This window comes from Nocardia uniformis NBRC 13702 (assembly GCF_001613345.1).
GTDB lineage: Bacteria > Actinomycetota > Actinomycetes > Mycobacteriales > Mycobacteriaceae > Nocardia > Nocardia uniformis.
Genome location: NZ_BDCE01000067.1, coordinates 50,652 through 75,214, shown reverse-complemented (window position 1 = coordinate 75,214; position 24,563 = coordinate 50,652). Strand labels below are relative to the sequence as shown.

General features: G+C 66.4%; 23 protein-coding genes and 1 pseudogene. 16 read left to right on the top strand and 8 right to left on the bottom strand.

From position 1 onward, the window contains the following. Positions 1-90 precede the first annotated feature (90 nt). The 3 genes from leuC to NU1_RS25130 all read left to right on the top strand — a co-directional run bounded on the left by leuC (position 91) and on the right by NU1_RS25130 (position 2,970). On the top strand, positions 91-1,515 hold the full coding sequence (gene leuC, locus NU1_RS25140) for a 3-isopropylmalate dehydratase large subunit (protein ID WP_067524863.1): 1,425 nt from the start codon (positions 91-93) through the stop codon (positions 1,513-1,515). 36 nt (positions 1,516-1,551) lie between these two features. After that, positions 1,552-2,160: a 3-isopropylmalate dehydratase small subunit gene (gene leuD, locus NU1_RS25135; protein WP_067525075.1), complete on the top strand. Its 609-nt coding sequence runs from the start codon at positions 1,552-1,554 to the stop codon at positions 2,158-2,160. Between the two features lie 156 nt (positions 2,161-2,316). Beyond that, positions 2,317-2,970, top strand: coding sequence for an HU family DNA-binding protein (locus NU1_RS25130; protein ID WP_067524861.1), 654 nt, complete (start codon positions 2,317-2,319; stop codon positions 2,968-2,970). 282 nt (positions 2,971-3,252) lie between these two features. Here the strand turns inward: NU1_RS25130 and NU1_RS25125 are convergent, their stop codons facing one another. Genes NU1_RS25125 through cofC form a run of 3 tightly spaced genes read right to left on the bottom strand, consistent with a single transcriptional unit; the run spans position 3,253 to position 7,152 of the window. After that, the gene (locus NU1_RS25125; RefSeq protein ID WP_245720299.1) at positions 3,253-4,206 is read right to left on the bottom strand and encodes an NUDIX hydrolase; all 954 of its coding nucleotides are present in this window, start codon (positions 4,204-4,206) and stop codon (positions 3,253-3,255) included. After that, entirely contained in the window at positions 4,203-6,389 is a 2,187-nt protein-coding gene (locus NU1_RS25120; protein ID WP_067524860.1) for an RNA degradosome polyphosphate kinase, read from the bottom strand. Before NU1_RS25120 ends, NU1_RS25125 begins: the two co-directional genes overlap by 4 nt. A 52-nt stretch (positions 6,390-6,441) precedes the next feature. Next, positions 6,442-7,152 carry a 2-phospho-L-lactate guanylyltransferase gene (gene cofC, locus NU1_RS25115; protein WP_067524859.1) on the bottom strand — a complete coding sequence of 237 codons (711 nt, stop codon included), beginning with the start codon at positions 7,150-7,152 and terminating at the stop codon, positions 6,442-6,444. Between the two features lie 420 nt (positions 7,153-7,572). Between cofC and NU1_RS25110 the strand changes: the two genes are divergently transcribed. The 3 genes and pseudogenes from NU1_RS25110 to NU1_RS44340 all read left to right on the top strand — a co-directional run. Further along, positions 7,573-8,568: an NAD(P)H-dependent glycerol-3-phosphate dehydrogenase gene (locus NU1_RS25110; RefSeq protein WP_067524858.1), complete on the top strand. Its 996-nt coding sequence runs from the start codon at positions 7,573-7,575 to the stop codon at positions 8,566-8,568. A 78-nt stretch (positions 8,569-8,646) separates the two neighbouring features. Further along, a complete protein-coding gene (locus tag NU1_RS25105) occupies positions 8,647-9,747 on the top strand; it encodes a D-alanine--D-alanine ligase family protein (RefSeq protein ID WP_067524855.1) in 1,101 nt (366 codons plus the stop codon). A 56-nt stretch (positions 9,748-9,803) separates the two neighbouring features. Next, positions 9,804-9,869: pseudogene (locus NU1_RS44340) on the top strand (DUF6191 domain-containing protein); the annotation flags it as partial. Between the two features lie 48 nt (positions 9,870-9,917). On the opposite strand, the gene NU1_RS25100 reads toward NU1_RS44340, so the two are convergent. Continuing rightward, positions 9,918-10,556: a DUF3515 domain-containing protein gene (locus tag NU1_RS25100; protein ID WP_067524852.1), complete on the bottom strand. Its 639-nt coding sequence runs from the start codon at positions 10,554-10,556 to the stop codon at positions 9,918-9,920. Positions 10,557-10,695: 139 nt separating this feature from the next. On the opposite strand from NU1_RS25100, the gene NU1_RS25095 reads away from it, so the two are divergent. From NU1_RS25095 to NU1_RS25085, 3 genes are read left to right on the top strand one after another with little or no spacing between them, the layout of a single operon-like run. After that, positions 10,696-11,742: a thiamine-phosphate kinase gene (locus tag NU1_RS25095; protein ID WP_371859838.1), complete on the top strand. Its 1,047-nt coding sequence runs from the start codon at positions 10,696-10,698 to the stop codon at positions 11,740-11,742. 39 nt (positions 11,743-11,781) lie between these two features. Further along, the gene (locus NU1_RS25090; RefSeq protein ID WP_067524851.1) at positions 11,782-12,459 is read left to right on the top strand and encodes a uracil-DNA glycosylase; all 678 of its coding nucleotides are present in this window, start codon (positions 11,782-11,784) and stop codon (positions 12,457-12,459) included. A gap of 38 nt (positions 12,460-12,497) precedes the next feature. Beyond that, positions 12,498-12,758, top strand: a complete 261-nt coding sequence (locus tag NU1_RS25085) for a hypothetical protein (protein WP_067524849.1) — start codon at positions 12,498-12,500, stop codon at positions 12,756-12,758. Positions 12,759-12,875: 117 nt separating this feature from the next. Here NU1_RS25085 and NU1_RS25080 read toward each other — a convergent pair whose 3' ends face one another. Further along, positions 12,876-13,391, bottom strand: a complete 516-nt coding sequence (locus NU1_RS25080; RefSeq protein WP_067524847.1) for a GNAT family N-acetyltransferase — start codon at positions 13,389-13,391, stop codon at positions 12,876-12,878. A 107-nt stretch (positions 13,392-13,498) separates the two neighbouring features. Continuing rightward, a complete protein-coding gene (gene rpmB, locus NU1_RS40630) occupies positions 13,499-13,690 on the bottom strand; it encodes a 50S ribosomal protein L28 (RefSeq protein ID WP_039799620.1) in 192 nt (63 codons plus the stop codon). 508 nt (positions 13,691-14,198) lie between these two features. Here rpmB and NU1_RS25070 point away from each other — a divergent pair. From NU1_RS25070 to NU1_RS25050, 5 genes are all read left to right on the top strand, one after another. Beyond that, positions 14,199-16,301: a DAK2 domain-containing protein gene (locus NU1_RS25070; protein ID WP_218027855.1), complete on the top strand. Its 2,103-nt coding sequence runs from the start codon at positions 14,199-14,201 to the stop codon at positions 16,299-16,301. Beyond that, positions 16,302-18,569 (top strand): ATP-dependent DNA helicase RecG, encoded by a 2,268-nt coding sequence (gene recG, locus NU1_RS25065; RefSeq protein ID WP_067524843.1) that lies wholly within the window; start codon positions 16,302-16,304, stop codon positions 18,567-18,569. It abuts the gene before it with no gap. 34 nt (positions 18,570-18,603) lie between these two features. Continuing rightward, positions 18,604-19,509: an EamA family transporter gene (locus tag NU1_RS25060; RefSeq protein ID WP_245720298.1), complete on the top strand. Its 906-nt coding sequence runs from the start codon at positions 18,604-18,606 to the stop codon at positions 19,507-19,509. A 97-nt stretch (positions 19,510-19,606) separates the two neighbouring features. Continuing rightward, entirely contained in the window at positions 19,607-20,347 is a 741-nt protein-coding gene (locus NU1_RS25055; RefSeq protein ID WP_067524841.1) for a FadR/GntR family transcriptional regulator, read from the top strand. Further along, positions 20,328-20,990 (top strand): sterol desaturase family protein, encoded by a 663-nt coding sequence (locus NU1_RS25050; RefSeq protein ID WP_067524836.1) that lies wholly within the window; start codon positions 20,328-20,330, stop codon positions 20,988-20,990. The genes NU1_RS25055 and NU1_RS25050 overlap by 20 nt, the downstream gene beginning before the upstream one ends. Positions 20,991-21,015: 25 nt before the next feature. On the opposite strand, the gene NU1_RS25045 is transcribed toward NU1_RS25050, so the two are convergent. Together NU1_RS25045 and NU1_RS25040 are read right to left on the bottom strand one after the other, a co-directional pair. Then, entirely contained in the window at positions 21,016-21,666 is a 651-nt protein-coding gene (locus NU1_RS25045) for a response regulator transcription factor (protein ID WP_067524835.1), read from the bottom strand. Then, positions 21,663-22,829: a sensor histidine kinase gene (locus NU1_RS25040; protein ID WP_371859837.1), complete on the bottom strand. Its 1,167-nt coding sequence runs from the start codon at positions 22,827-22,829 to the stop codon at positions 21,663-21,665. The genes NU1_RS25045 and NU1_RS25040 overlap by 4 nt, the downstream gene beginning before the upstream one ends. A gap of 130 nt (positions 22,830-22,959) precedes the next feature. Between NU1_RS25040 and NU1_RS25035 the strand changes: the two genes are divergently transcribed. Then, entirely contained in the window at positions 22,960-23,481 is a 522-nt protein-coding gene (locus NU1_RS25035; RefSeq protein ID WP_067524833.1) for a GtrA family protein, read from the top strand. 97 nt (positions 23,482-23,578) lie between these two features. After that, positions 23,579-24,535 (top strand): SDR family NAD(P)-dependent oxidoreductase, encoded by a 957-nt coding sequence (locus NU1_RS25030; RefSeq protein ID WP_067524831.1) that lies wholly within the window; start codon positions 23,579-23,581, stop codon positions 24,533-24,535. Positions 24,536-24,563: the final 28 nt, after the last annotated feature.

Genomic DNA, 24,563 nt, shown 5'->3' with positions numbered 1-24,563 from the left:
AATGGCAACTCGACGCCCACAGCCCCGGCGGGCCGCGACACCGTGCCACCAGCCCTGGCGCGGCGACGAGAATCGAAAGGTGATGGAGATATGGCCGATCGGCCACGCACTCTGGCGGAGAAAGTCTGGGAGCAGCACGTCGTAGTCCGCGGCCCGGGCGAAGGCGAACAGCGCGAACCCGACCTCATCTATATCGACCTGCATCTGGTGCACGAGGTGACCAGCCCGCAGGCCTTCGACGGTCTGCGCGCGGCGGGCCGCCCGGTGCGCCGGCCGGATCTCACCATCGCCACCGAGGACCACAACGTCCCGACCATCGATATCGACAAGCCGATCGCCGACCCCATTTCGCGCCTGCAGGTGGACACGCTGCGCCGCAACTGCGAGGAATTCGGTATCCGCCTGCACCCGATGGGCGATCTGGATCAGGGCATCGTGCACGTGGTCGGACCGCAATTGGGCCTGACCCAGCCGGGAACCACGGTGGTGTGCGGTGATTCGCATACCTCCACCCACGGCGCGTTCGGCGCGCTGGCCATGGGTATCGGCACCTCCGAGGTGGAACATGTGCTGGCGACCCAGACTTTGTCGCTGAAGCCGTTCAAGACCATGGCCATCAATATCGATGGCGAACTGCCCCACGGTGTGACGTCGAAGGATGTAATTCTCGCCGTCATCGCGCAGATCGGTACCGGCGGCGGTCAGGGCTATGTGCTGGAGTACCGCGGCGCGGCCGTGCGCTCCATGTCCATGGAGGCCCGGATGACCATGTGCAACATGTCGATCGAGGCGGGTGCGCGCGCGGGCATGGTCGGCCCCGATGAGACCACCTACGAATTCCTGAAAGGCCGCCCGCATGCCCCCGAGGGCGCGGAATGGGACGCCGCCGTGGCGTCGTGGGAGGCACTGAAGACCGATGCGGGCGCGGTTTTCGATGCCGAGGTACATATCGACGCCTCGCAGCTCACACCTTTCGTCACGTGGGGTACCAATCCGGGGCAGGGTGCGCCGCTGGGCGACCTGGTGCCGAATCCGGCCGATATGACCGATGAGAACGAGCGTGAGACCGCCGAGAAGGCGTTGCGCTACATGGATCTGACACCGGGTATGCCGTTGCGCGATGTCACCGTAGATACCGTTTTCGTCGGTTCGTGCACCAATGGTCGTATCGAGGATTTGCGTGCGGTAGCCGATGTCTTGAAGGGCCGCAAAGTGGCCGACAGCGTGCGGATGTTGATCGTGCCGGGTTCCATGCGGGTGCGCCTGGAGGCGGAAAAGGAGGGCCTGGGCGAGATTTTCACCGCCGCGGGCGCGGAATGGCGTCAGGCCGGTTGTTCTATGTGCCTGGGTATGAACCCCGATCAGCTCTCGCCCGGTCAGCGCTGCGCGTCGACGTCGAACCGGAACTTCGAAGGGCGACAGGGCAAGGGCGGTCGCACGCATCTGGTCTCGCCGCAGGTCGCGGCGGCTACCGCGGTGCGCGGAACCCTGTCCTCACCTGCGGATCTGAACTGATTCCACACTTCTCACACCAGACTTCAGGAGTAAATGATGGATGCCTTCAAGGTTCACAAAGGGATCGGTGTTCCGTTGCGCCGATCCAATGTCGACACCGATCAGATCATCCCGGCGGAGTATCTGAAGCGCGTCACCCGAACGGGATTCGAGGACGGCTTGTTCGCGGCATGGCGAACGGATCCGAACTTCATTCTGAACACCGCGCCCTACAACCGAGGTAGTGTCCTGGTCGCCGGTCCGGATTTCGGGACCGGATCCTCACGCGAGCACGCGGTTTGGGCACTGATGGACTACGGCTTCCGGGTCGTGATCTCGTCGCGCTTCGCGGACATCTTCCGGGGGAACTCCGGCAAGGGCGGGTTGCTGGCCGCGCGAATGTCACAGAACGATGTCGAATTGCTCTGGAAGATCATCGAAGAGCAGCCGGGTCTGGAATTGGTTGTGGACCTGGAGACTCGAACGGTGACGGCGGGAACCGTCGTGTTGCCGTTCGATATTGATGACTACACCCGGTGGCGGCTGCTCGAGGGGTTGGACGACATCGGTCTGACACTGCAGCGTAGCGACGAGATCAGTGCCTACGAAAAGGCAAGGCCGACTTGGAAACCCGCAACGATTCCGGCTCATATTTCGCAGACGTAATCATTGGTATGCGATAGCTGAACCCTCCCAAACGCGGTAGCTGGGCGTGTGCCACGACACATGAATTTTGGCGTGGCACATAGACTCTTGCCCAATGAAGGTTTAACGTGGTACCTAGTCGGTCCGACGACGGGCCATTAGTCTGCGGAGGATTCAATGAACAAGGCGGAACTGATCGATGTTCTGACCGAGAAGTTGGGTACTGATCGGCGCACTGCCACTGCGGCAGTGGAACAGATGGTTGACACCATCGTGCGCGCGGTGAACAAAGGTCAGAGCGTCACCATCACCGGATTCGGTGTCTTCGAACAGCGCAAGCGGGCCGCTCGGGTCGCTCGTAACCCGCGCACCGGTGAAACCGTGAAGGTTAAGCCGACCTCGGTTCCCGCGTTCCGTCCGGGTGCACAGTTCAAGGCGATCATTGCGGGTAAGCAGAAGATCGCCGCGAGCGGCCCGGCCGTGAAACGTGGTGTGGCCGCCCCGGTGTCGGGTAAGAAGGCCACCGGCGCCAAGAAGACAGCGAAGAAGGCAGCGGCGAAGAAGACCGCTACCAAGGCTCCGGCCAAGACCACAGCCAAGAAGGCCGCTTCCAAGGCCCCGGCCAAGAAGGCAGCCGTGAAGAAGACGGTCGCGAAGAAGACCGCGGCGAAGAAGGCCCCGGCCGCAAAGAAGGCTCCGGCCAAGAAGACTGCGGTGAAGAAGGCCGCCGTCAAGAAGGCCACGGCGGCGAAGAAGACCACCGCCAAGAAGACCACTGCGAAGAAGGCTCCGGCGAAGAAGACCGCCGCAAAGCGCACCGCCCGTCGCTGACGGCAATAGCCGTCCAGCACAGGCACTGTGCGACGCAGTAGGACGACACAATGCGAAACGGCCCGGCCATTGGCCCGGGCCGTTTCGCATGTCAGGGGGCGGATTCGCCTGTGAGGGCGCGGAAGTGGGCTCCGACGTCGTGAAATGGCCTGTGACGGCGCGATCCTTGCTCTGACGGTGCGAAATAGGCTCTGACGGTGTCGAATGCCCGGTGGGCACGCGGGACCGTCCGGGACGAGCTGAGACGGGCCCGAAATGGCCTGTGACGGCGCGAGAGCGGCGTCAGCGCCCGATATCCACGGTCAGCGCACGGTCGAGGTGGTCCGCGGCCACCAGGCGACCCTCATGGACCGACAGCACCCACACACTGCCCTTGCGATTACGCGCGGGCGGCAGGGCGACACCGTCGCGGTCCGCCCACCAGTCCAGCAGATCCGGAATTACCCTGCCCTGACTGCAAATGACCGGAACCGTATCCTCGGAAACCAATTTTCGGGCGCGTTTTCGGGCCGCGTCGGTCGCTTCGGCATATCCCGTTTCGGAGAACAGCGGCTCGATTTCGACCTCGATTCCGAGCTGCTCAGCGAGCGGTTCCACCGTCTGCACACAGCGCAACGGTGGGGCGGAGTAGATTTCGCCGGCTCCGAAGGCGGCCAGGTTCGGGGCGAGGTTGCGAGCCTGTGCACGACCGGCCTTTTCGAGCGGCCGCTCGTCGTCCGGGCCCGAAAAGCGGTCCTTACGGCCCGCTTTGGCATGCCGCACCACCAGCACGGTGGCGGTGTCGGCCGGTAGCCGAAGGAAATTTCGCACAATGGTGCGGTCCATCGGGTACGACAGCTGATCCATCACCCGGTCGACGCCGTACCACTCCAGTTCGTCGACCTCGAGGTTGGCGACGAATTCACCGTCCACCACCGTGGCGGCCCAGTAGTCCACTCGCTTGAGCTTGCGATGACCGGGCACCGGATACGTCACGAAGCCGAGATAGCGCCCCAGGCGGGAATTCAGCCCGGTTTCCTCGGCCACCTCGCGGACGGCAGTGATCATCGGCGTCTCACCGGGATCCAGCTTGCCCTTGGGCAGCGACCAGTCGTTGTACTTCGGGCGGTGCACCACAGCGATTTCCAGCCCGCCCCGGCCGTCGGACCGCCACAGCACCGCTCCGGCGGCCAGAATATTGGGGCTGACCCGGGGATCGGAGATTCCGGCCAGGGCGTAGTTCTTCGGCTTGCTCACGGGCGATCCGGCCTCCGCAGTCGCATGAGGTACTCCTGATGGTCGCGGACCTGCACATCGGGAATCGAGGTGTCCGGTCGGGCCTGCCAACTGCTGTCCGATTGCAGGACCCAGCAGCGGGTGTCGGGATGCAGGGCGGAGTCGAACATGCCGTTCAACTGCCCGGCCAGGCGCGGATCCTTCACCTGAGCCATGACTTCCACGCGCCGGTCGAGATTGCGGTGCATCATGTCGGCGCTGCCGATCCAGTACTGGTCCTGCGCCTGGAAGTGCATGACCCGGGAATGTTCCAGGTACCGCCCGAGGATCGAGCGCACCTCGATGTTCTCGCTCATACCGGGGACGCCGGGTTTGAGGCCGCAGATGCCGCGCACCACGATCTGGGTCGGCACGCCCGCCTGCGACGCGCGATAGAGCGCGTCGATGACCTGCTCGTCCACGATGGCATTGGCCTTCATGCGAATTCGAGCGGCCTGACCCTCCTGGGCCAGTTCGATTTCGCGCTCGATGCGTTCGATGATTCCGGCGCGGACGCCGCTCGGAGCCACCAGCAGGTTGCGATAGTTGGACTTCCGGGAGTATCCGGTGAGCGAGTTGAACAGATCGGTGAGGTCCGCGCCGATCTCCGGTGCGGCGGTGAGCAATCCGACGTCCTCGTACAGGCGCGCGGTCTTGGGGTTGTAGTTGCCGGTGCCGATATGGCAGTAGCGGCGGATGGTCGCGCCCTCGCGGCGCACCACCAGGCAGGTCTTGCAGTGCGTCTTGAGGCCGATGAGGCCGTAGACCACGTGTACGCCGGCCTGTTCCAGGGCACGCGCCCATTTGATATTGGCCTGCTCGTCGAAGCGGGCCTTGATCTCCACCAGCGCCACCACCTGCTTACCCGCCTCGGCGGCGTCGATGAGGGCATTGACGATGGGGGAGTCGCCGGAGGTGCGGTACAGGGTCTGCTTGATCGCGAGGACCTGCGGGTCGGCGGCGGCCTGCTCGATGAAGCGCTGCACGCTGGTGGAGAACGAGTCGTACGGGTGGTGCACCAGCACGTCACCCTCGCGCAGGGCGGCGAAAACGTTTCGGGGCGTTTCCCGTTCACCGAAGGCGGGCGGGGTCGCCGGTACGTACGGCGCGTCCTTGAGATTGGGCCGGTCGACGCCGTACACCTGCCACAGGCAGGACAGGTCGAGGAGGCCGGGCACCTGGATGACGTCGCCGGGATCGACATCCAGTTCGCGCAGCAGCAGATCGAGCATGTGCTCGGTCATATCGTCCGAGACTTCCAGGCGCACCGGCGATCCGAAGCGGCGGCGGGCGAGTTCTCGCTCCAGGGCCTGCAACAGATCCTCGTCGCGGTCCTCGTCCACCTCGAAGTCGGCATTTCGGGTAATCCGGAACGAATGGTGTTCCACCACTTCCATTCCCGGGAACAGCAGATCGAGGTGTGCCGCGATCAGCTCCTCCATCGGCAGGAAGGCCGCCATGGCGGATCCGGTGGGGCTGTTGGCATCCCGGGCCGGGAAGGAGCGGCGGACCCGGACGAAACGGTCCACATTGTCAGGGACCTTGACGCGCGCGAAATGTTCGCCACCGGTCACCGAATCCTTCACCGTCACGGCCAGATTCAGGCTCAGGCCGCTGATATACGGGAACGGGTGCGCCGGATCGACGGCGAGCGGGGTGAGGACCGGGAATACCTGATCGGTGAAGTGGCTCGAAAGGCGTTGCCGCTCCGCCTCATCGAGTTCCTCCCAGCCGATGATGTCGATGCCCTGCGTGGTGAGGGCGGGCAATACCGATTCCAGGAATACGTGAGCGTGCCGAACGGCGATCTCCTGGGCGCGGGCGGCAATGAGATCGAGTTGCTCATTGGGGGAGAGCCCGTCGGCGGAGCGGACCGAGAGACCGGTCTCGGCGCGACGTTTCAGCCCGGCGACGCGGACCATATAGAACTCGTCGAGATTCGACGCGAAGATGGCGAGGAATTTGGCGCGCTCCAGCAATGGCTGGGAGGGGTCCTCGGCCAGCGCGAGCACGCGGGAGTTGAAATCGAGCCAGCTCAATTCGCGATTGAGATAGCGATCCGGCGGCAGCCGCGAGGTCGTGGGCAGTGGGGTCGCCGCGGGCGGTGCCGCGGGTAGTAGCGGCGGTTGCTTGACGGTTTCCGTATCGCTCACACTCACGATCATTCCCTATCTGCCGAGGGGTCCGCCGGTCCGACACCATCCATTGCAGTGCAGATCACGCCGGTCGGCGCACCGGTGGCCCGGTCCGGGCCACTGTGGATTTGCCGCCGCCCCGATGCGACATGTCGAGTTCACGCAATAGCGCGCCGGTATTCACGCCGACTCCGAGTTCCATCGCCCGCGCCAGATCGTCGGCGGTATCCACGTCCTGCCGCAACCCCGGCCACTCACCGCGCAACTCCATGGCTCCCGCGTCGATATGACGGCGGGCCGAGTCGGTGCCGAAAAGTGGGTTCAGCGCGGAGGTTCCGTCACCGACGAGGAGGGCGACCGTGCCGGTGGCGGTGTGATCGGCGACGACCGCTCGGCGCAGCCCCGCGGCCGACCGGAGCATGTCCGACAGTTCGTGCGGTCGCAGCGCGGGCAGATCCGCCTGTAGCGCGAGCAGTTCGACCGGGCCGTGTACCGCGCGTACCGTCGTGGCGGCGGCGCTGAGGGCGGTATTCAACCCGGTGTGCGGTGCGGAGACGGGTGGTTCGGGATGGACGCGCGCGCCGAGTCCGCGCACCAATTGCGATACGCGCTGATCGGGTGTCACCACCGTGACCGAGGCGATCTCCGGGGTCGAGGTCGCCGCCGTCACCGTATCGGCGAGCATGGCCAGCACCAGCTGCGGCCGGTCCTGCGGAAGCAGCCGATCGGCGAGCCGGCTCTTGGCGAGCCCGAGACTCTTCACCGCGATAACGGCGTGCACGGACGAGCGCATGCCCGAATCCTCCCACTACCAAGTGACGCGACACGCGGCGGTCGCCGAATCGTGGCGTGCGCCGGGTCGCGCGGCCGTTCGTCTGCGGCCGTCGCATGCGACAGCCTGGGACAGTCGGTCGATATTCCCGCCGCGGCGCGCCGACTACCGAGGTTCCGTGCAGCGTCGCCGGACCACACTATTTCCGTCATCCCGGCCTGCTGTTGGCCGGGATCCGCTACTTATCAGAGGGTGGATTCCGGCCAAAGCGCGCCGGAATGACGAAGGCAGGTGACATCGCGGATGAACCTGAGCGGATGAAGCCGAGTAGCCGTCACACGGTAGGCCGGCGCCACGCCCGAATTGCGACATACCGGTGGTTCGTACCCCGCTATCGGGCAGCGCGACGGCGTAGGCGCGAACGCTGCCTATATTGGTGAGATGACGAGGGCAGCGGTGCTGGGAGCGGGTTCCTGGGGGACCACGTTCGCGAAGGTATTGGCGGAGGCGGGAACTGACGTCACCATGTGGGCGCGGCGGCCGGAGGTGGCGAAAGCGCTGGCGACCGAGCATCGCAACCCCTGGTATCTGCCGAATGTGGAGCTGCCGCCCATCGCCGCCACCGATGATCACCGGATCGCACTCGAAGGCGCGGACATTGTGGTGCTGGCGGTGCCTTCGCAATCGCTGCGCGCCAATCTCGCGGCCTGGAAGGGCGACCTGCCCGGCGATGCCACCCTGCTGAGCCTGGCCAAGGGCATCGAGACCGGCACGCTGCTGCGTATGAGTCAGGTGATCGCCGAGGTGAGTGGGGCGGATCTGAGTCGGGTCGCGGTGCTGTCCGGCCCGAACCTGGCCGATGAGGTCGCCGCCCGGCAGCCCGCCGCCACCGTGGTCGCGTGTTCGGATGCCGCGCGCGCCGAGGCGGTCCAGCAGGCCATCGCCACCGGCTATTTCCGCCCGTACACCAATACCGATGTGGTGGGCTGCGAAATCGGCGGCGCCTGCAAGAACGTGGTCGCGCTGGCCTGCGGTATCGCCTCGGGAATGGGGTTGGGCGACAATACGGTTGCCAGCCTCATCACCCGCGGTCTGGCCGAGATCATGCGCCTGGGGGTGGCGCTGGGCGCGGAGCCGGTCACCCTCGCCGGACTGGCGGGCGTCGGTGATCTGGTCGCCACCTGCACCTCACCCCTGTCGCGTAATCGCTCCTTCGGCCATGTTCTCGGCGCCGGTGGAACCATGGAGTCCGCCCAGGAGGCCTCCCATGGGCAGGTCGTCGAGGGCGTGAAGTCGTGCACATCGGTGCGTGCGTTGGCGGAGCGAACCGGTGTGGAGATGCCGCTCACGGATGTGGTGCACCGGGTATGCCACCAGGGACTGTCGACATCCGAGGCGATCGGCCACCTGCTGGGGCGGCGGCTCAAGTCGGAGTGACCGCGAGGTGACCGCGAGACCCGGGCGGGTCCCACCGTGTAACCGAAGCGTCATCCCCGACCGGGTACGGTTCCGGGCATGACCAACAGGATCCGGGTGGCGGTGGTTTTCGGCGGGCGCAGCAACGAACACGGCGTTTCGTGCGTATCGGCTCGTACCGTGCTGGGCAGCCTCGATCCCGAACGGTACGAGGCGGTTCCGATCGGCATCACTCGCGATGGCACCTGGGTGCTCGGTTCCGGTGACCCGCAGGCACTGACCCCGGCGGGGCGGGAACTCCCGTCGGTGCTGACCGATTCCGGCACCGAGTTGACCTTGGCGGCCGATCCGAGCCGCAATGGCAGCCTGGTTCCGCTGGGCGGGGGCGAAGACGTGCTCGGCAGCGTGGATGTTGTCTTCCCGACGCTGCACGGCGCATTCGGTGAGGACGGCACGCTACAGGGTCTGCTCGAACTCGCCGGACTCCCGTATGTCGGTCCGGGCGTACTGGCCAGCGCCGCCGGTATGGATAAGGAGTTCACCAAGAAACTCCTCGCCGCCGAAGGTCTTCCGATCGGTATCCAGGTGGTGCTGCGTCCCGGCGTCGCGACCCTGAGCGATGCCGACAAGGAGCGTCTCGGGCTGCCGGTGTTCGTGAAGCCCGCGCGCGGCGGCTCCTCCATCGGCATTACCAAGGTGGACTCCTGGGATGGCCTCGACGCCGCTATTGCCACTGCGCGCCAGCATGATCCGAAGGTGATTGTCGAGGCCGCGATCGTCGGCCGCGAAGTCGAATGCGGTGTCCTGGAATTCCCGGACGGCCGGGTGGAAGCCAGTGTGGTGGCGGAGATCCGGATGCCGGAGGCCGATACCGAGATTCCCGACTTCTACGATTTCGACACCAAGTACCTCGACGACGTCTGTGAATTCGACGTCCCCGCCAAACTCGACGACGATGTGTCGCAACAGATTCGCGAACTCGCGGTGCGGGCCTTCCGCGCCCTCGACTGCCAGGGCCTGGCCCGCGTCGACTTCTTCGTCACCGCCGACGGGCCGGTGATCAACGAGATCAACACCATGCCGGGCTTCACCGCCATCTCCATGTACCCGCGCATGTGGGAGGCCACCGGTCTCGATAACGGGGCCCTGGTGAGCACGCTGATCGAGACCGCGTTGGCGCGCGGCACCGGGCTGCGCTGAACCAAGGCGGCGCTCGGGGCACCTGAGCTCCGTCCGCGCGTACCCTCGATCCTGTCATGCACCGGGAGAATCCGGGCGACGGTGCGCCCGGCGGTGTTGACCTGGATCTGCTGAGCGGCACAGCGCGGCTGAACAAGCCTCGAGCGCTGCGGCTGTCGCTCGTGCGGGATTCAGCTGGGAATCGGGCCCGGATCGAGCGGCTGTTCCGGAATCGTCTTGGTAATGGCGTCCGAAATCTCTTGCAGCGGAGTGGGTCCGGCGCTGTCGGCCATGGTTACCGCGATGTAGGTGCCGCGATCGACGGCGATCCAGGTGCCGGAGGAGGCGCCGGTGGTCTCATCGCGGACCGCGAACCAGCTGACGCCATTGACGACCTGTAGCGGGGACGCGCGATTGAATTCGAGCGGGCGGTCGAGGCCGCAGCGCAGCACGATCGGGTCCCCGCCCTCGGGCAGCTGCCACGCCTTCGTGGCGGCGGGGGCGGGCTGGGCGAGTTCGGCATCGGTGTAGTCGCCGAGGGTGGCGGGGAGTTCCGGCAGCAGGGCCGTGCAGGCCGGGCCGGTGGCACCGGGGGCGGGCACCGAACCGAGTGCGAGCGGCTCACGGGACACGTTCTGGCGAGCGATGAACGCCATGACGAGGACACCGACCAGCAGAGCGATGGGCAGGGCCACGGCCGTGGCGATCAGCGCGGGGGAGCGGCCGGACTCGGCGGGTGATTCCACCTGAGCGTCGGAGTTCGCGGTGTCCGGTGACTGCTCGGCCGTCGACGTCGAATCCGTCTCGTCTCCGTGCGTGTCCTTGCTCATCCGGTCCTACATCCCCGATCTACTGGGCTGGGGCCGCGCGTTTCGGCGGGCGTCCTGGCTGGTGGTCTGCGAGTGCAGGACCGAGGGTACCGTCGGTTGGTTCGTCGCCAGCATCGCACTCACCTCGAAGGAGACCGCCATCACCGCCAGCAGGAGGCAGCGTCCCGGTGGAAACGGAACCGGTTCTCGTGAGCCCGGTACCGGGCAATCCGAGTCCGGGACCGATGCTGCGCGGACGGTGGCGGATATCGGCGAGTTCGCGCTGATCGCGCGGGTGAACGCCGGGCGTACCCAGGCTGCGGGCGTACTGCTCGGCCCGGGCGACGATGCCGCCATCGTGGCCGCACCGGACGGCCGGTTCATGGTGACCACCGACATGCTGGTGCAGGATCGCCACTTTCGACTCGACTGGTCGGGTCCGCACGATATCGGGCGCAAGGCCATTGCCCAGAATGCCGCCGATGTGGTGGGTATGGGTGCGACACCGAGTGCGTTCGTGGTGTCGCTGGGCTGTCCGGCCGATACCCGGGTCGATTTCGTCTCCGACCTCGCCGATGGCATGTGGGCGGAGATCGAGCGGTCCGGTGGATCCATTGCCGGCGGCGATATGGTGCGCAGTCCACTGCTGGTGATTTCGGTGACCGCGTTCGGTGATCCGCGCGGACGTTCGCCCATTCTGCGGTCGACCGCACGGCCCGGTGATGTGGTTGCCGTCGCCGGGCGATTGGGTTGGTCCGCGGCGGGGCTGGCGGTGCTGAGTTCCGGGGCCGATCCGACGCGGTTCGCGGATGTGGTTGCCGCGCACCGGGTTCCGCGCCCGCCGTACCAGGCGGTCTTGGATCTGCCCACCGACGCGCCCATTACCGCGCTGACCGACGTCTCCGACGGCCTGCTCGCCGATCTCGGACATATCGCCGAATCCTCCGGTGTCGCCATCGATCTCGACTCGGCCACGCTGCGCGACCCGGTCCTCGATCCGGTGGCAACAGCCCTTGACGCTGATCCGCTCGACTGGATTCTGGCCGGTGGCGAGGACCATGCCTTTGCCGCCACTTTCACCGATACCGTTGATATCCCCGCAGGTTGGGTAGTTATCGGTCGGGTTGTGTCGGGGGCCGGAGTTACTGTCGACGGCGCATCCAGGTCGGGACCTTCAGGGTGGGAGTCCTTCGCATCGGGTGGGTGAGGTATCGCAATGAAAGTGGCCACGATAGGTTTTCCCGACATGGGTGCCAAACCACTGACGGAAGTCATCGATTCGGGCTGGGCCGAGGCCCTCGAACCCGTCGCCGACCGCATTGCCACTATGGGCGAATTCCTGCGCGCGGAAATCGCCGCCGGGCGCGGCTATCTCCCCAAGGGGGAGAACGTACTACGGGCTTTCCAGCGACCGTTCGACAAGGTGCGGGTGCTGATCGTCGGCCAGGATCCCTACCCCACACCGGGTCATGCCATGGGCTTGAGCTTCTCGGTGGAACCGGATGTGAAGCCGGTGCCGCGCAGTCTCGCCAATATCTTCTCCGAACTCTCGAAGGATCTCGGACTGCCGACTCCCTCCAACGGTGATCTGACGCCGTGGTCGGACCAGGGCGTGCTGATGCTGAACCGAGTACTCACCGTCGCGCCGGGCCAGGCCGCCTCGCATCGCGGTAAAGGCTGGGAGGCAGTGACGGAGCAGGCGATTCGCGCTCTGGTGGCGCGTGATCAGCCTCTCGTGGCGATTCTGTGGGGCCGGGATGCCTCGACCTTGAAGCCGATGTTGGGCTCGACGCCGTATATCGAATCCGCCCATCCTTCACCGCTGTCCGCGTCGCGAGGTTTCTTCGGATCTCGTCCATTCTCCCGTACGAACGAATTGCTCGGTACATTAGGGGCCGCCCCGGTGGACTGGCGTCTGCCGTAGGGCGTGTTAACCCGTTGAGCCTATTCAGGAGCAGATGCATGCAGAGAAAGACTGCCCGCGGTATCGTCGCCGCCCTCGCCGTGGGTGCCGCGTTCGCAGCCGTCCCCGCCGCCCACGCAGAGCCGTTGACGCTGGAACCATTTACCAACTCGACGACCGCGCCCGCCCCGGCGACACCGGTCGGCAGCCTGCTCGACACCAATAGCGCCTCGTCGCTGTCGTCGAGCACCACGTCGACTCTCGCGTGCTTCGTCCAGTCCATCAGCCAGCAGGTGCAGTGCATCGGCGGCTCGGTGTAAGTTTCGTCGGCACAGTGTGATCAGCGCCCACCGACATAGTGCGGTGGCGCTGAATGAAGGAGCGCGGTAGCGCTCGATGAATGGTGCGGTAGCGCTGCGCCGGGTACGGCTGGTAACTCAGCCGAGCCGGGCGGCGCGCCGCACCATTCGCACTTCCAATGCGGGACTGAAGGCTTCGACCTGGTGGCCACCATCGAGCTCGAAGCCGTATTTGCGATAGAAGGCCTGGGCACGGCGGTTCTCCTCGAACACCCAGAGCGAGGTATCCACATCCGGGACCAGCACCGTGCGCATGAGATCGTGCGCCACACCGGTGCCGTACCAGGCGGACCGGACATACATGGCATTGATTTCGCGGGGGGTGACCGATGATTCGGTCAGCGATGGTCCGCCACTGCCGAAACCGATGACCGTGCCGTCGTCGGTGACGGCGACGACCGCGTTGTGCGGATACGCGATGCGGCGGCGCTCCCACTGCGCGGCCAGCCGGTCGATGTCGAAGGCGTCGAGTACGTGTCGGGGCACCAGGTTCCGATACGCCTCACGCCAGCAGGCGATATGGCATGCGGCCAGACTCCGGGTGTGGTCGGCTGCCAGCGGGACCACCTGCCACCGCTTCACCCCTCGTGCCATATGCACGCGTCAATCGTACCGACGGTCGAGCCGAACTCCATCGACGACAAAGCCCCGGCCGACCCTTACGGGTGCCGGGGCTTCGACGAGATTGCAGCCTTGGTAGATCAGCCGCGAGCGACCTTGCCCGCCTTGAGGCAGGAGGTGCACACGTTCATGCGGCGGGTGTTGCCGGGGGCAACCTGCGCGCGCACGGTCTGAATGTTCGGGTTCCAGCGACGGTTGGTGCGCCGGTGCGAGTGCGAAACCGACTTACCGAAGCCGGGGCCCTTGGCGCAAACGTCGCAGACGGCAGCCATAGTCGCGAGCTCCTTCATGTCATGTGGGGACACGCTGCATGTAAAGCAGCGTGTCCGAAAGCCTAATGTTTGGACATGCCTGGTGGCGAACCGCCAGCGACCGCAGGTCAAGCCCGCGTCAGGCAACCCTGCAAGAGTAACCGGACGGTATACGCGCTGTCCAATTGCCCCCGCGCAATCGCCAGCTACCGGACAAAGCCCAGGTCGGACGGGCGTGGCGGCCGTCTCAGGGCTGCTCTGGCCGCAACGGATGCCTTCGGGCGTTCGGTTCGAGTAGCGCCCGGGCGGCATCACCGCGCGGCCCCGCGAGGCAGAACGTCCAGCCTCCGTCGCCCTCGTCCCACAATTCGTGCGGCACGTGACCATTGTCTGTCTGTCTGTCTGTCTGTCTGTCGCGAGTGCCCACGTGTCGGTGTGTTGTCGGACGGGGCGACTACGCTGGCGGCCGGGGGTTTGCGAGGCAATACCGGTTTCACAGACGACACGGTGCGGCGGAAGGACGGTGACGGTGCCCGGGGTAGGGGACGTGCTCGACGGTGCGGCGCTCACGCGGTGGGGTCGGCGCTGTCTCGAGGGACTCGAGCGGCATCGCGACGAGATCAATGCGCTGAATGTCTTTCCGGTGGCGGACGCCGATACCGGGACCAATCTCTTGACGACCATGCGGGCCGCGGTGCTCGCCGCGGAAGAGGCGGCCCGGCCCGGCGGCTCGGACGCGGCAGCAGGTGACGTCAGCTCCGCGGCGGTCGTGGCGAAACGGGGATCGGAGCGGTCGGACGCACCGGCCGGCGCGGTGCGTGACAGTACGCCCGGCGGCGCTGTCGATCGGAATCCGGTGGGACGGGCGGATACCCCGAGCCTTGCGACCAACGCTCCGAACTCGGTCGATGGCCCCGTGGGTTCCGGTGTGACGGCCCATTCGGTCGCCGCTGCCATGGCTCGCGCCGCGACCCTTGGTGCGCGCGGTAATTCGGGCATCATTCTTTCCCAGGTATTGCGCGGGGTGGCCGAGGCCGTGAGCGACGGGCCGCTGACGGCCGAGTCGTTGCGGTTGGCGCTGCGGCGGGCGGCCGTACTGGTGCGGGAGGCGCTGAGTTCTCCGGTCGAGGGCACCATGCTCACCATCCTGGATTGCGCGGCCGATCACGCGGCGGAATGTCAGGAGCGGACGTTGCGGGCGGTCGCGCTGGCGGCTGCCGATGGGGCGGTCAAAGCGCTCGGGGAGACGACGTCGCAACTAGGTGTGCTGCGCGAGGCGGGCGTGGTGGATGCCGGGGCGCGCGGACTGCTGGTGCTGTTGGACGAATTGGTGACGGTGACGGGTGGGACAACGCCCACCCGCCCGCGGTACGTGCGCGGCGGCTCCGGCGGCATGCCGATACGCGGCGCGTCGGGTGCGGGGGCCGACAGGTCGGACATATCGACCGATCTCCGGGGAGCCCACGGGGACCCCATCGCTACGCGCGCCGGCGCGCACCCGCAGGCCTGCGGGTTGAGCGGCGCTCCGGGGGCCGCGGATGAATCCGGACTCGCCGGGTCTTCCCGCGTTGCGAACGAATCCGGAATGGCCGGGTCGCCCGATGCCGCGGACGAAGGCGGTATGGGCGGATCTCCCCGCGCCGCAAGCGAATCCGGTCCGGCGGTAGGCCGGGTGGGTGGAGCTGCCTCGGATTTCGCTGCGCGCATGGGTGATTCGGCGGATTCGCCGATGCCCGCGCCGCAGTACGAGGTCATGTACCTGTTGGACGGCACCGATGAGGAACAGGTGACGGACTTGCGGGATGCGCTTGCGGGGCTTGGGGATTCGGTGGTCGTGGTGGGAGATGGGGCGGGGGCGTGGTCGGCGCATGTGCATTGTGCCGACGCGGGGGCGGCTGTCGAGGCCGGACTGTCGGCGGGTGTGCTGAGTCGGATTCGGATCGAAACGCTGGCCGTGTCCATGCACGCGACCCTCGGACCCACGGATCGCGGAATTCTCGCGGCGGTGTCCGGACCGGGCGCGGTGCGCCTGTTCGAGGACTCGGGGGCGACAGTCTTGGAGGGTGAGGTCACGTCCGAGGCGTTGTTGACGGCGATTCGCGCAATGCCGCATCGGGAGGTGCTGGTGCTGCCGAATGGCGCGCTGCCCGCGCATGAGCTGGTCGCGGTGAGTGTCGCGGCTCGCGACGGAATGCGCGATGTGCTCATGCTGCCGTGCTCGTCGGTGGTGCAGGGGCTGGCGGCGCTGTCCATGCACGACTCCGGCCGTATCGCGGTCGATGATGTTTTCGCCATGTCGGAGGCGGCCGCGGGGACGCGGTGGGGTTCGCTGCGCGTGGCGGCGGAGCGCGCGCTCACCATTCAGGGCACCTGTGCGGCGGGCGACGGACTCGGCCTGGTGGGCCACGATGTGGTGGTAATCGATCCGGATGTGCGGGCCGCCGCGCGTACGCTGTTGGACCGAATGCTCGGTCTCGGAGGCGAATTGGTCACCATGCTCATCGGCGCGGAGGCGCCCGACGGGCTCGCCGATGAATTGAGCGACCACATCGCGGCCGGATTCCCGGGCGTGGAGGTGGTTGTGTACCCCGGTGGTCAGGCCGGGGATCTGGTGCAGATCGGGGTGGAATAGATGGCGACCTTTGCCGACCGGCTCGATCACGTGCTCGGCGTGAAAGCCGCTGAGCCGCTGGCGGATGCGTTCGATATGCACACCGTCGAGGACCTGCTGCGGCATTATCCGCTGCGCTACGCCACGCAGGGGCAGCCGCTCACCGAGGAGGCCCCGGAGGAGGGCGCGCACATCACCGTGATGGGCCGCATCACCAAAACCGAACTGCGGCCCATGAAGAACCGGCGAGGCAGTCTGCTGAAGGTGGCCCTCGATGTGGGCGGCACCCGCCCGGTGGATATCACCTTCTTCAATGGCGACAAGGTGCGGTACCTGGTGAAGGAGGGTGCCAAGGCGATGATGTCGGGCACCGTGCACTGGTGGCGGCCGGATCGTTGGAACCTCTCCCACCCCGATTACCTTATTATGCCGGACAAGGGTGACGGCACCGTCGAGAATCTCACCACCGTGCGCGGCGGCGGCGCTCTGCGCGGTCTCGCACAGAGCGCCAAAGGTGCTGGGGGAGTGGACGTCTCGTTCTTCGAGCGCGAGTTCATCCCGGTGTATCCCGCCACCGCCAAGGTGCAGAGCTGGGATCTGCTGCGCTGCATCCGTCAGGTCCTCGATCAGCTCGACCCGATCGACGATCCGCTGCCCGAGGACTGGCGTACCGAGCACGAGCTGATGCCGGTCTCGGACGCACTGCGGCTCATTCATTTACCGGAGCACAAGTCCGATATCGAACAAGCAAGGGGCCGTTTGCGTTTCGACGAAGCGCTCGCCCTGCAACTGGTGCTCGCCGAGCGCCGCCACGATGTCGAGGGTCGCGCCGCCCGCCCCTGCCCGCCGCGCACCGACGGTATTGCCGCCGCCTTCGAGAAGCGGCTGCCCTTCGAACTGACCGAGGGCCAGCGCAGTGTTATCGAGGAGATCTCCGCCGACCTGTCGCGCAGCCATCCCATGCACCGGCTGCTACAGGGTGAGGTGGGTTCCGGCAAGACCATCGTCGCCCTCGAGGCCATGCTTCAGGTCATCGACAACGGTCAGCAGTGCGCCCTGCTAGCGCCTACGGAAGTGCTTGCCGCACAGCATTATCGGTCGCTGCGCGCAATGCTCGGCGATCTCGGTTCCGGCGGTGAACTCGGTGCGGCCGACAATGCCACCAGGGTGGTGCTGGTGACCGGCTCCATGTCCACCAAGGACAAGAAGGCCGCGCTGCTCGACACCATGATCGGCGAGGCCGGACTGGTGATCGGGACGCACGCCCTCATTCAGGACAATGTCGAATTCCACGACCTGGGCATGGTCGTGGTGGACGAACAGCACCGCTTCGGCGTGGAACAGCGAGATGCTCTGCGTGCCAAGGCAAAAGAGGGTGTCAGTCCACACCTGCTGGTCATGACCGCCACACCGATCCCGCGCACCATCGCCATGACCACGCTCGGGGACCTGGAGACCTCCACGCTCACCCAGCTCCCGCGTGGTCGCTCGCCGATCGTCACGAAAGTTGTTCCCGCCAAGGTGAAACCGTCCTGGGTGGACCGGGCGTGGGAACGCATTCAGGAGGAAGTCGGGGCCGGTCGCCAGGCCTATGTGGTGTGTTCGCGCATCGGCGGCGACGAGGAGGAGAAGGCCAAGAAGGGTAAGGCCAAATCCGCCGAGGAGAAGGAAGCGCCGTCCACCCATGCCGCGGTCGACCTGTTCGAGACGCTGAGCACCGGCCCACTCGCCGATCTCCGAGTGGGCCTACTGCACGGTCGACTGCCCGCCGATGAAAAGGACCGCACCATGCGGGCCTTCAATAACGCCGAGATCGATGTACTGGTGTGCACCACGGTCGTCGAGGTCGGTGTGGACGTCCCGAATGCCACCATTATGGCCATTGTGGACGCCGACCGATTCGGGGTGAGCCAGCTGCATCAGCTGCGCGGGCGCGTCGGCCGAGGTAAGCACCCCGGGCTCTGCCTGCTCATTACCGAGACCAATCCGGTCGGCTCGGCCATGGCGCGGCTGGAAGCGGTCTCGGCCACCACCGATGGTTTCGAACTCGCCGTGCTGGATCTGCGGCAGCGTCGGGAAGGCGATGTGCTCGGCTCCGCGCAGTCCGGTACCGCGCGGTCGTTGCGACTGCTCTCGCTGCTCGATGACCTCGAAGTCATCACCTCCGCACAGCAATTGGCGCGTGCGGTGGTGGATTCGGATCCGGGGCTGAAGCAGCATCCGGGACTGGCCGGAATGATGCACGCCGCCGTTGACTCCGAACGTCTCGAGTATCTGGCCAAGTCGTAGCGGCAGTAGAGCACAGCGGAAGGTTCGCGCGAACGTGGTGGCGATCGATATCGAGCGTGCGTGGAAACCGTCGGGGAAGCCGTCGGTTCGACGCATGGTCGGGTGGCAGGGGCTCGGGGGTGTGCCGCCTACCGCATTGGTGCTGGCCGGGATTGTGAGTGTGCAGGTCGGCGCGGCCGTCGCCACCCACCTGTTCGCCTCGGTCGGGCCCGGCGGTGCGGTAACTATGCGGCTGGTGTTCGGCGGGATCGTTCTGTTGGTGCTGTGGCGTTCGGCGCTGCGTATCGAACGGCGGGCGCTACCGGTGGCATTGGCCTTCGGTGCGGTGCTGGCGCTGATGAATCTGTGCTTCTACGAGGCGATCGACCGGATTCCCCTCGGTATGGCCGTCACCCTGGAATTCCTCGGTCCGCTTGCCATCGCGCTCGCCGGATCACGTAGGTGGATCGATCCGGTGTGGGCACTGCTCGCCGGCGGTGGCGTCTTCATGCTCACCCGGTCCGATGGACAGGTGGTGTGGTCGGGGATTTTCTTGGCGCTCGCGGCGGGTGTGTGCTGGGCGGGTTATATCCTGCTCAGCGCCAAACTCGGCGAACGCACCAGTGGCGGTGGGGGATTGGCGATCGCCATGGCCTTCGGCGGGATCCTCATGATGCCGGTCGGGATAGTCGAAGCCGGTACCGCCCTACTGCAACCGGCCGTTCTCGCAGCGGGATTCGCGGTCGCCATGCTGTCGTCGGTGGTGCCGTACTCGTTGGAACTGGAGGCGCTGCGCCGGATGCCCGCCCGTATCTTCGGCGTGCTCATGAGTCTCGAACCCGCCGTCGCGGCGCTCGCCGGACTCCTCGTACTGGGTCAGATCCTGAACTTCGGGCAGTGGGCGGGCGTCGTCTGTGTGGTGGCCGCGTCGGCGGGCGCCACCCGAACCGCCTCCGCGTAGCCCCGGGGCCGGACTGATCATCGCAGGTCAGAGACTATTTATAAAAATTGGTATGACCACTTGACCTCTGACCAATTCGCCGCGTAGCTTCATTGGCATGGTGTTGAAGCGGATCGACCGCAAGACCGTTCCCGACGAGGTGTTCGAGCAACTCGTCGATACGGTGCTCGACGGTGAAGTGGCCCCGGGCGAAACCCTGCCCGCCGAACGGCACCTGGCCGAGGCGCTGGGGGTATCGCGCCCCACCGTGCGGGAGGCGCTACAGCGCCTCGCCCACACCGGACTCGTGGAGGTGCGTCAGGGCGGCGGCACCACGGTGCGAGACTTCCGACGCTTCGGCGGCCTCGATATGCTGCCGCGCCTGATCTTCCGTCGCGGCGAACTCGACTACTCGGTGCTGCGCAGCATTCTGGAGGCTCGTGCCGCCATGGGCCGCGACGTCGCCGGACTGGCGGCCGAACGTGCCGGAGCCGATATTGCCCCGGCCCTGCGTGCCACCGTGGACGAGCTTGTCGCCCACCCGGATCCGATAGCCCAGCAGCGCATTGCGCTCGCCTTCTGGGATCACCTGGTGGACGCCGCCGACTCCATCGTCTACCGCCTGCTCTACAACAACCTGCGCGCCGTCTACGAACCCGCCATCGAAGCCCTCGCCGGGCTGATGGCGGCCGAGGTCGCGCAGGCCGACCGCTACCGCGCCATTACCGAAGCGGTCGCCACCGGCGACCCCGACACCGCCCGCTCCGCCGCCACCGACCTCTTGTCCTTGGCGACAACGGAATTCACCACCTTCATCCGCCGTCTAGAGGAGGCGACCAATGACCCCCACCAGCCCTGAACGCCGCAGGAAGCTCACGCTCTCCGAGGCATTCCGAATCTTCCTCCGCCAGCCTTCCCCGTGGATCATCGCCACACTGTTCGTCGGAGCCCTCATCGCCCGCGTCGCGGTAGGCGACTGGCAACTCACCGACGCCCTGGTGCCACTCATCATGCTCGCCCTATTCCCGGTGGTGGAGTGGATCATTCACGTCACCGTCCTGCACTGGCGTCCCCGGCACCTGGGCCGCTTCACCATCGACTCACTACTGGCCCGAAAACACCGCGAACACCACACCAGGCCCGGTGATATCCCCCTCATCTTCATCCCCTGGCAAACCTTCCTCTGGCTCATCCCAGCCCTGGTAGCCATTGCCTTACTCGTATTCCCCCGTCCCGCAATGGGTTTGACCTTCCTTCTGATTCTCGGCGTGCTGGGCCTCAACTACGAGTGGACCCACTACCTCATCCACACCGACTACCAGCCGACCGGCCGCATATATAAGGCCGTGCGCCGCAACCACCGCCTGCACCACTTCAAAAACGAGCACTACTGGTTCACGGTCACCAGTTCCGGCACGGCGGACCGAATCCTGCACACCTACCCGGACCCCGGTGAAACCCCCAACTCACCCACCGCGAAAGCCCTGCACTCCGCGGCCTGACCGACCGTGCTGAATCATCGGTTCGTCAGGTCGGTCGATGCCCGAGGCCGAGGACCGCGAGCCGAACCCGATTGGACGCACCGGTTTTCGCCATCAAATTGGTGACATGTGTCTTGACCGTGGTGATCCCGACGTAGAGACGGTCGGCGATCTCGCTGTTCGACAGACCTTCCGCCACCAAGGCCAGGACTTCCGCTTCGCGGGTCGTGAGACCCGATACCTGCGCGCGGGCAACGGTTTCGGTGGTGGCGCGGGAGGTAACGGCCGAGTTCATCACCCTCCGCAGCACCTCGGGGGAGAACGGGTGGTCACCGGCTGCGGCGCGGCGGATTCCGGCCAGCAATTCCTCCGGTGAGGCGTCCTTCACCAGGAAGCCCGACGCCCCGGCAGCCAGCGCCGGATACAGGTGATCGTCATCGTCGAAGGTGGTCAGGACGACCACCGGTACGGTAGGCCGCGCGGCGAGAATCCGTTCGGTGGCCTGTATTCCATCCATTCCAGGCATCCGGAGGTCCATGAGGACCACATCCGGGAGTTCCTGTTCGGCCAGGCGTACCGCCTCGCTGCCACTGGCGGCCTCGCCCACCACCTCGAGGTCGTCGGCGGTCTGGCAGAGCATGCGCAGTCCGGCGCGGACCAATTGCTGATCGTCGACCAGGAGCACTCGAACGGTCATAGCGATACTCGGGAACCGGTGGGCAGGTGCGCGGCCAAATGCCAACCGCCGCCGGTGGATTCGGCCTCGAAGTCGCCACCGAGTAGGGTGACGCGTTCGCGCAGGCCGATGAGCCCGACGCCGTGCGGGGACCGTCCGTTGGTCGCGGCGTGTGTCGCCCGGTCGTGCAGCGCGAAATCGACCATCCCGTCGCGCACTGTGACCTTCAGTCGAGCCTCGGCTCCCGTACCCGCGTGCTTCACCGTATTGGCCAGTCCCTCCTGGGTGAGCCGCAACAGCGTCAACCCGGTCAGCGCGTCCACAGTGCCGACATCGGCGTCGATCTCGGATTTCACTCGCACCCCCAATCGCCGAGCCCGTTCGACGGCGGTGTCGATGGCATCCGGCACGTCCGCCGGGGCGATGAAGGATTCGTCATTGCCATGGGGGTCACGCAGAATTGTCACCAGTTTGCGCAGATCGGTCAGGGTGGATTTGCCATTGGCGTGAATATCGTCGAGCACCTCCAGCATGGCGGGCGGTGCGTCCGGCAGCGCATGCCGTGCCACGCCGACTCGCAGCACCGTCGACGACACGTGGTGGGCGATGAGATCATGCAGTTCCCGGGCAATGGCGGTGCGTTCGAGGGCGCGTGCGGCAGCCACCTCGGATTCGCGACGCTGGGAGATCTCCCGAGCCTGCCGCCGGGCGAATTCGGTACTCTCTCGCGCGCTACGCAGCAGAGTCCCGATGAGCAGGGGCAGACCCGCCATCACCACGGCGCGATAACCGGCGGCAGCCACACCTTCGCCCGGATGCAGCAGATACGCGCCCGCGAGCACCCCCGCGGCGAGCCAGGGACGCCAACCGTGGTGGCGGGCGGCGAGTTCGGTGAGCGCGATGGCCGCGGCCACTTTCGCGACCACCGGCCCCGAATGGCCGAACTCGAAACCGACCATCAGTACCCCGGTGGTGAGCAGCGAGGTGGCCAGCGGCCAACGCACACTTCCCGCGGTGACCGTCACCGCCACCAGCGCGATGACCCAGTCGAGGGTGTCGGCCGAGTCCGTGAGCAGTAAAAGACATCCAACCGCGAGAGCGACGAGAACCACCAGCCGGGCCGGAACCGAGCGACCATCGAGCAGCCACTCGATGCCACGGGTCATTCCGGTCGATTCCACCACACCCCACATCATGCCCCCGAGCACCCGGGATACGTCTCCTCCCCGGGGAGGAGACGTATCCACCCGGAGGTTGGAAAGTCGAGCCCACCGTCGGATTCGGTCGCCCTGGGCGGTGGCGAGAGTCGGGGATATGACCGACGAGAACGACAGCAGGGCGCAAGCCGCCTCCCTCCCCGCGGTCAGCGTCCTCACCCTCGACACCGAGGGGTACCGCATGACGCGCCGCGCCTGGAACCGGTGGATCCGGCAGGGTGAGGTATTTCTGCGCGGTGAGCGCGCTCTCGCGCAATTGATTCGATTCGCCCTGGTCGGCGGCCTCAGCAATATCGGGTATCTGGTGCCGTTCCTGGCGCTGTACAGCGGCGGACCCCAGTTCGCGAATCTGGCCGGGTCGCTGGTGAGTGCGACATTGGCCAATGAGCTGCACCGGCGGTTGACGTTCCGTGCGTCGGGTCGGGTGCGGTGGTATACGGCACAGATCGAAGGCGGAGCGCTCGCGCTGACCGGCTTGGCCGTCACCTCGGGCGCGATCGCCGTATTAGAGCGGACCGCGCCGAGTATGGATGGCCCGGCCCACGCCGCCGCCCTGTTGGCGATTAGCGCCGCCGTCGGCGTCTTTCGCTTTCTCACCCTGCGCCGATGGGTCTTCTGACCCCCTCCTTCCAAAGGAGGAGGCGACTCCACCTCGCGGCCGCGGCTCGGGCCTGCGGTCGGATCCGAACTCGCTGATCAACGGTGAGAGTGGGGCCATGACCAACGAGAGCGACAGCACGCCCATCGCCGCCGATACCCCGAAACCGAGTCGCCGCAAGCTCTTCGGCATGACAGCCTCCGGACTGGCCGTCGGTGCGGCAGCCGGTCTGGCCGGGGGCGTGGCACTCGGAGCCGATTCCAACCCGCCTCGCCCAGAGTCTGGCGGGCAGCGCCGATTCGAGAACAAGGTGGTGCTCATAACCGGCGCGACCTCCGGGATCGGTGCGGCGGCCGCCCGGCTCTTTGCCGCCGAAGGTGCGCGAGTCGCCTTCTGCGGTAGGCGGGTAGGGCGCGGACAAGCGGTCGAGCGCGAGATTCGGGCGGCGGGCGGGGAGGCGACCTTCATTCGTGCCGATGTGCTGGTGGAGACCGAGGTGCGCGACTTCGTGGCGGAGGCGGTGCGGCGCTACAACGGACTGGATGTGGCCTTCAACAATGCGGGCATCACCATTCAGAAGAAGTTGCACGAGTACACCGCCGACGATTTCGATCGCGTGGTCGGCACCAATCTGCGCGGCAGCTTCCTGGCAATGAAATACCAGGTGCCGCATATGATTCGGTCCGGCGGCGGCACGATCGTCGTGACCTCGTCGAGTAACGCGCTCGCCACCGATGCGAACAAGGCTGCCTATACCGCGAGTAAACGCGCGCTGGTGGGCCTGGTCCAATCCGCGGCACTCGACTACGCGGCCGACGGTATCCGCGTCAATACCTTGATACCCGGCACCACTGATACCGAACTCGTCTGGCGGGCAGCGGGTTTGGAGTCGATGCCCGCCGATGCCCGACAGGTTTTCCTGAAGCAGTGGGCCGGTTCCAATGTGCCCGGCCTGGGTCGGCTCGCCACCGCGGCGGAGATCGCCGCCTTCGCGCTCACCCTCGCCTCACCCGAACATCCGTACCTGACCGGGGCGCAACTGGTCATCGACGGTGGCAAGACCGCGCACGCCTGACCCTCGGTAGTATCGCCGCCGATATACG

Coding starts and splice junctions, on each gene's coding strand:
- NU1_RS25045 (WP_067524835.1), bottom strand. CDS start 21,666: ATGACCGTTCGAGTGCTCCTGGTCGACGATCAGCAATTGGTCCGCGCC.
- NU1_RS25130 (WP_067524861.1), top strand. CDS start 2,317: ATGAACAAGGCGGAACTGATCGATGTTCTGACCGAGAAGTTGGGTACT.
- NU1_RS25050 (WP_067524836.1), top strand. CDS start 20,328: ATGACCCCCACCAGCCCTGAACGCCGCAGGAAGCTCACGCTCTCCGAG.
- NU1_RS25030 (WP_067524831.1), top strand. CDS start 23,579: ATGACCAACGAGAGCGACAGCACGCCCATCGCCGCCGATACCCCGAAA.
- NU1_RS25085 (WP_067524849.1), top strand. CDS start 12,498: ATGCAGAGAAAGACTGCCCGCGGTATCGTCGCCGCCCTCGCCGTGGGT.
- NU1_RS25035 (WP_067524833.1), top strand. CDS start 22,960: ATGACCGACGAGAACGACAGCAGGGCGCAAGCCGCCTCCCTCCCCGCG.
- NU1_RS25110 (WP_067524858.1), top strand. CDS start 7,573: ATGACGAGGGCAGCGGTGCTGGGAGCGGGTTCCTGGGGGACCACGTTC.
- NU1_RS25100 (WP_067524852.1), bottom strand. CDS start 10,556: ATGAGCAAGGACACGCACGGAGACGAGACGGATTCGACGTCGACGGCC.
- leuC (WP_067524863.1), top strand. CDS start 91: ATGGCCGATCGGCCACGCACTCTGGCGGAGAAAGTCTGGGAGCAGCAC.
- NU1_RS25105 (WP_067524855.1), top strand. CDS start 8,647: ATGACCAACAGGATCCGGGTGGCGGTGGTTTTCGGCGGGCGCAGCAAC.
- recG (WP_067524843.1), top strand. CDS start 16,302: ATGGCGACCTTTGCCGACCGGCTCGATCACGTGCTCGGCGTGAAAGCC.
- NU1_RS25080 (WP_067524847.1), bottom strand. CDS start 13,391: ATGGCACGAGGGGTGAAGCGGTGGCAGGTGGTCCCGCTGGCAGCCGAC.
- NU1_RS25120 (WP_067524860.1), bottom strand. CDS start 6,389: ATGATCGTGAGTGTGAGCGATACGGAAACCGTCAAGCAACCGCCGCTA.
- NU1_RS25055 (WP_067524841.1), top strand. CDS start 19,607: ATGGTGTTGAAGCGGATCGACCGCAAGACCGTTCCCGACGAGGTGTTC.
- rpmB (WP_039799620.1), bottom strand. CDS start 13,690: ATGGCTGCCGTCTGCGACGTTTGCGCCAAGGGCCCCGGCTTCGGTAAG.
- cofC (WP_067524859.1), bottom strand. CDS start 7,152: ATGCGCTCGTCCGTGCACGCCGTTATCGCGGTGAAGAGTCTCGGGCTC.
- leuD (WP_067525075.1), top strand. CDS start 1,552: ATGGATGCCTTCAAGGTTCACAAAGGGATCGGTGTTCCGTTGCGCCGA.
- NU1_RS25090 (WP_067524851.1), top strand. CDS start 11,782: ATGGGTGCCAAACCACTGACGGAAGTCATCGATTCGGGCTGGGCCGAG.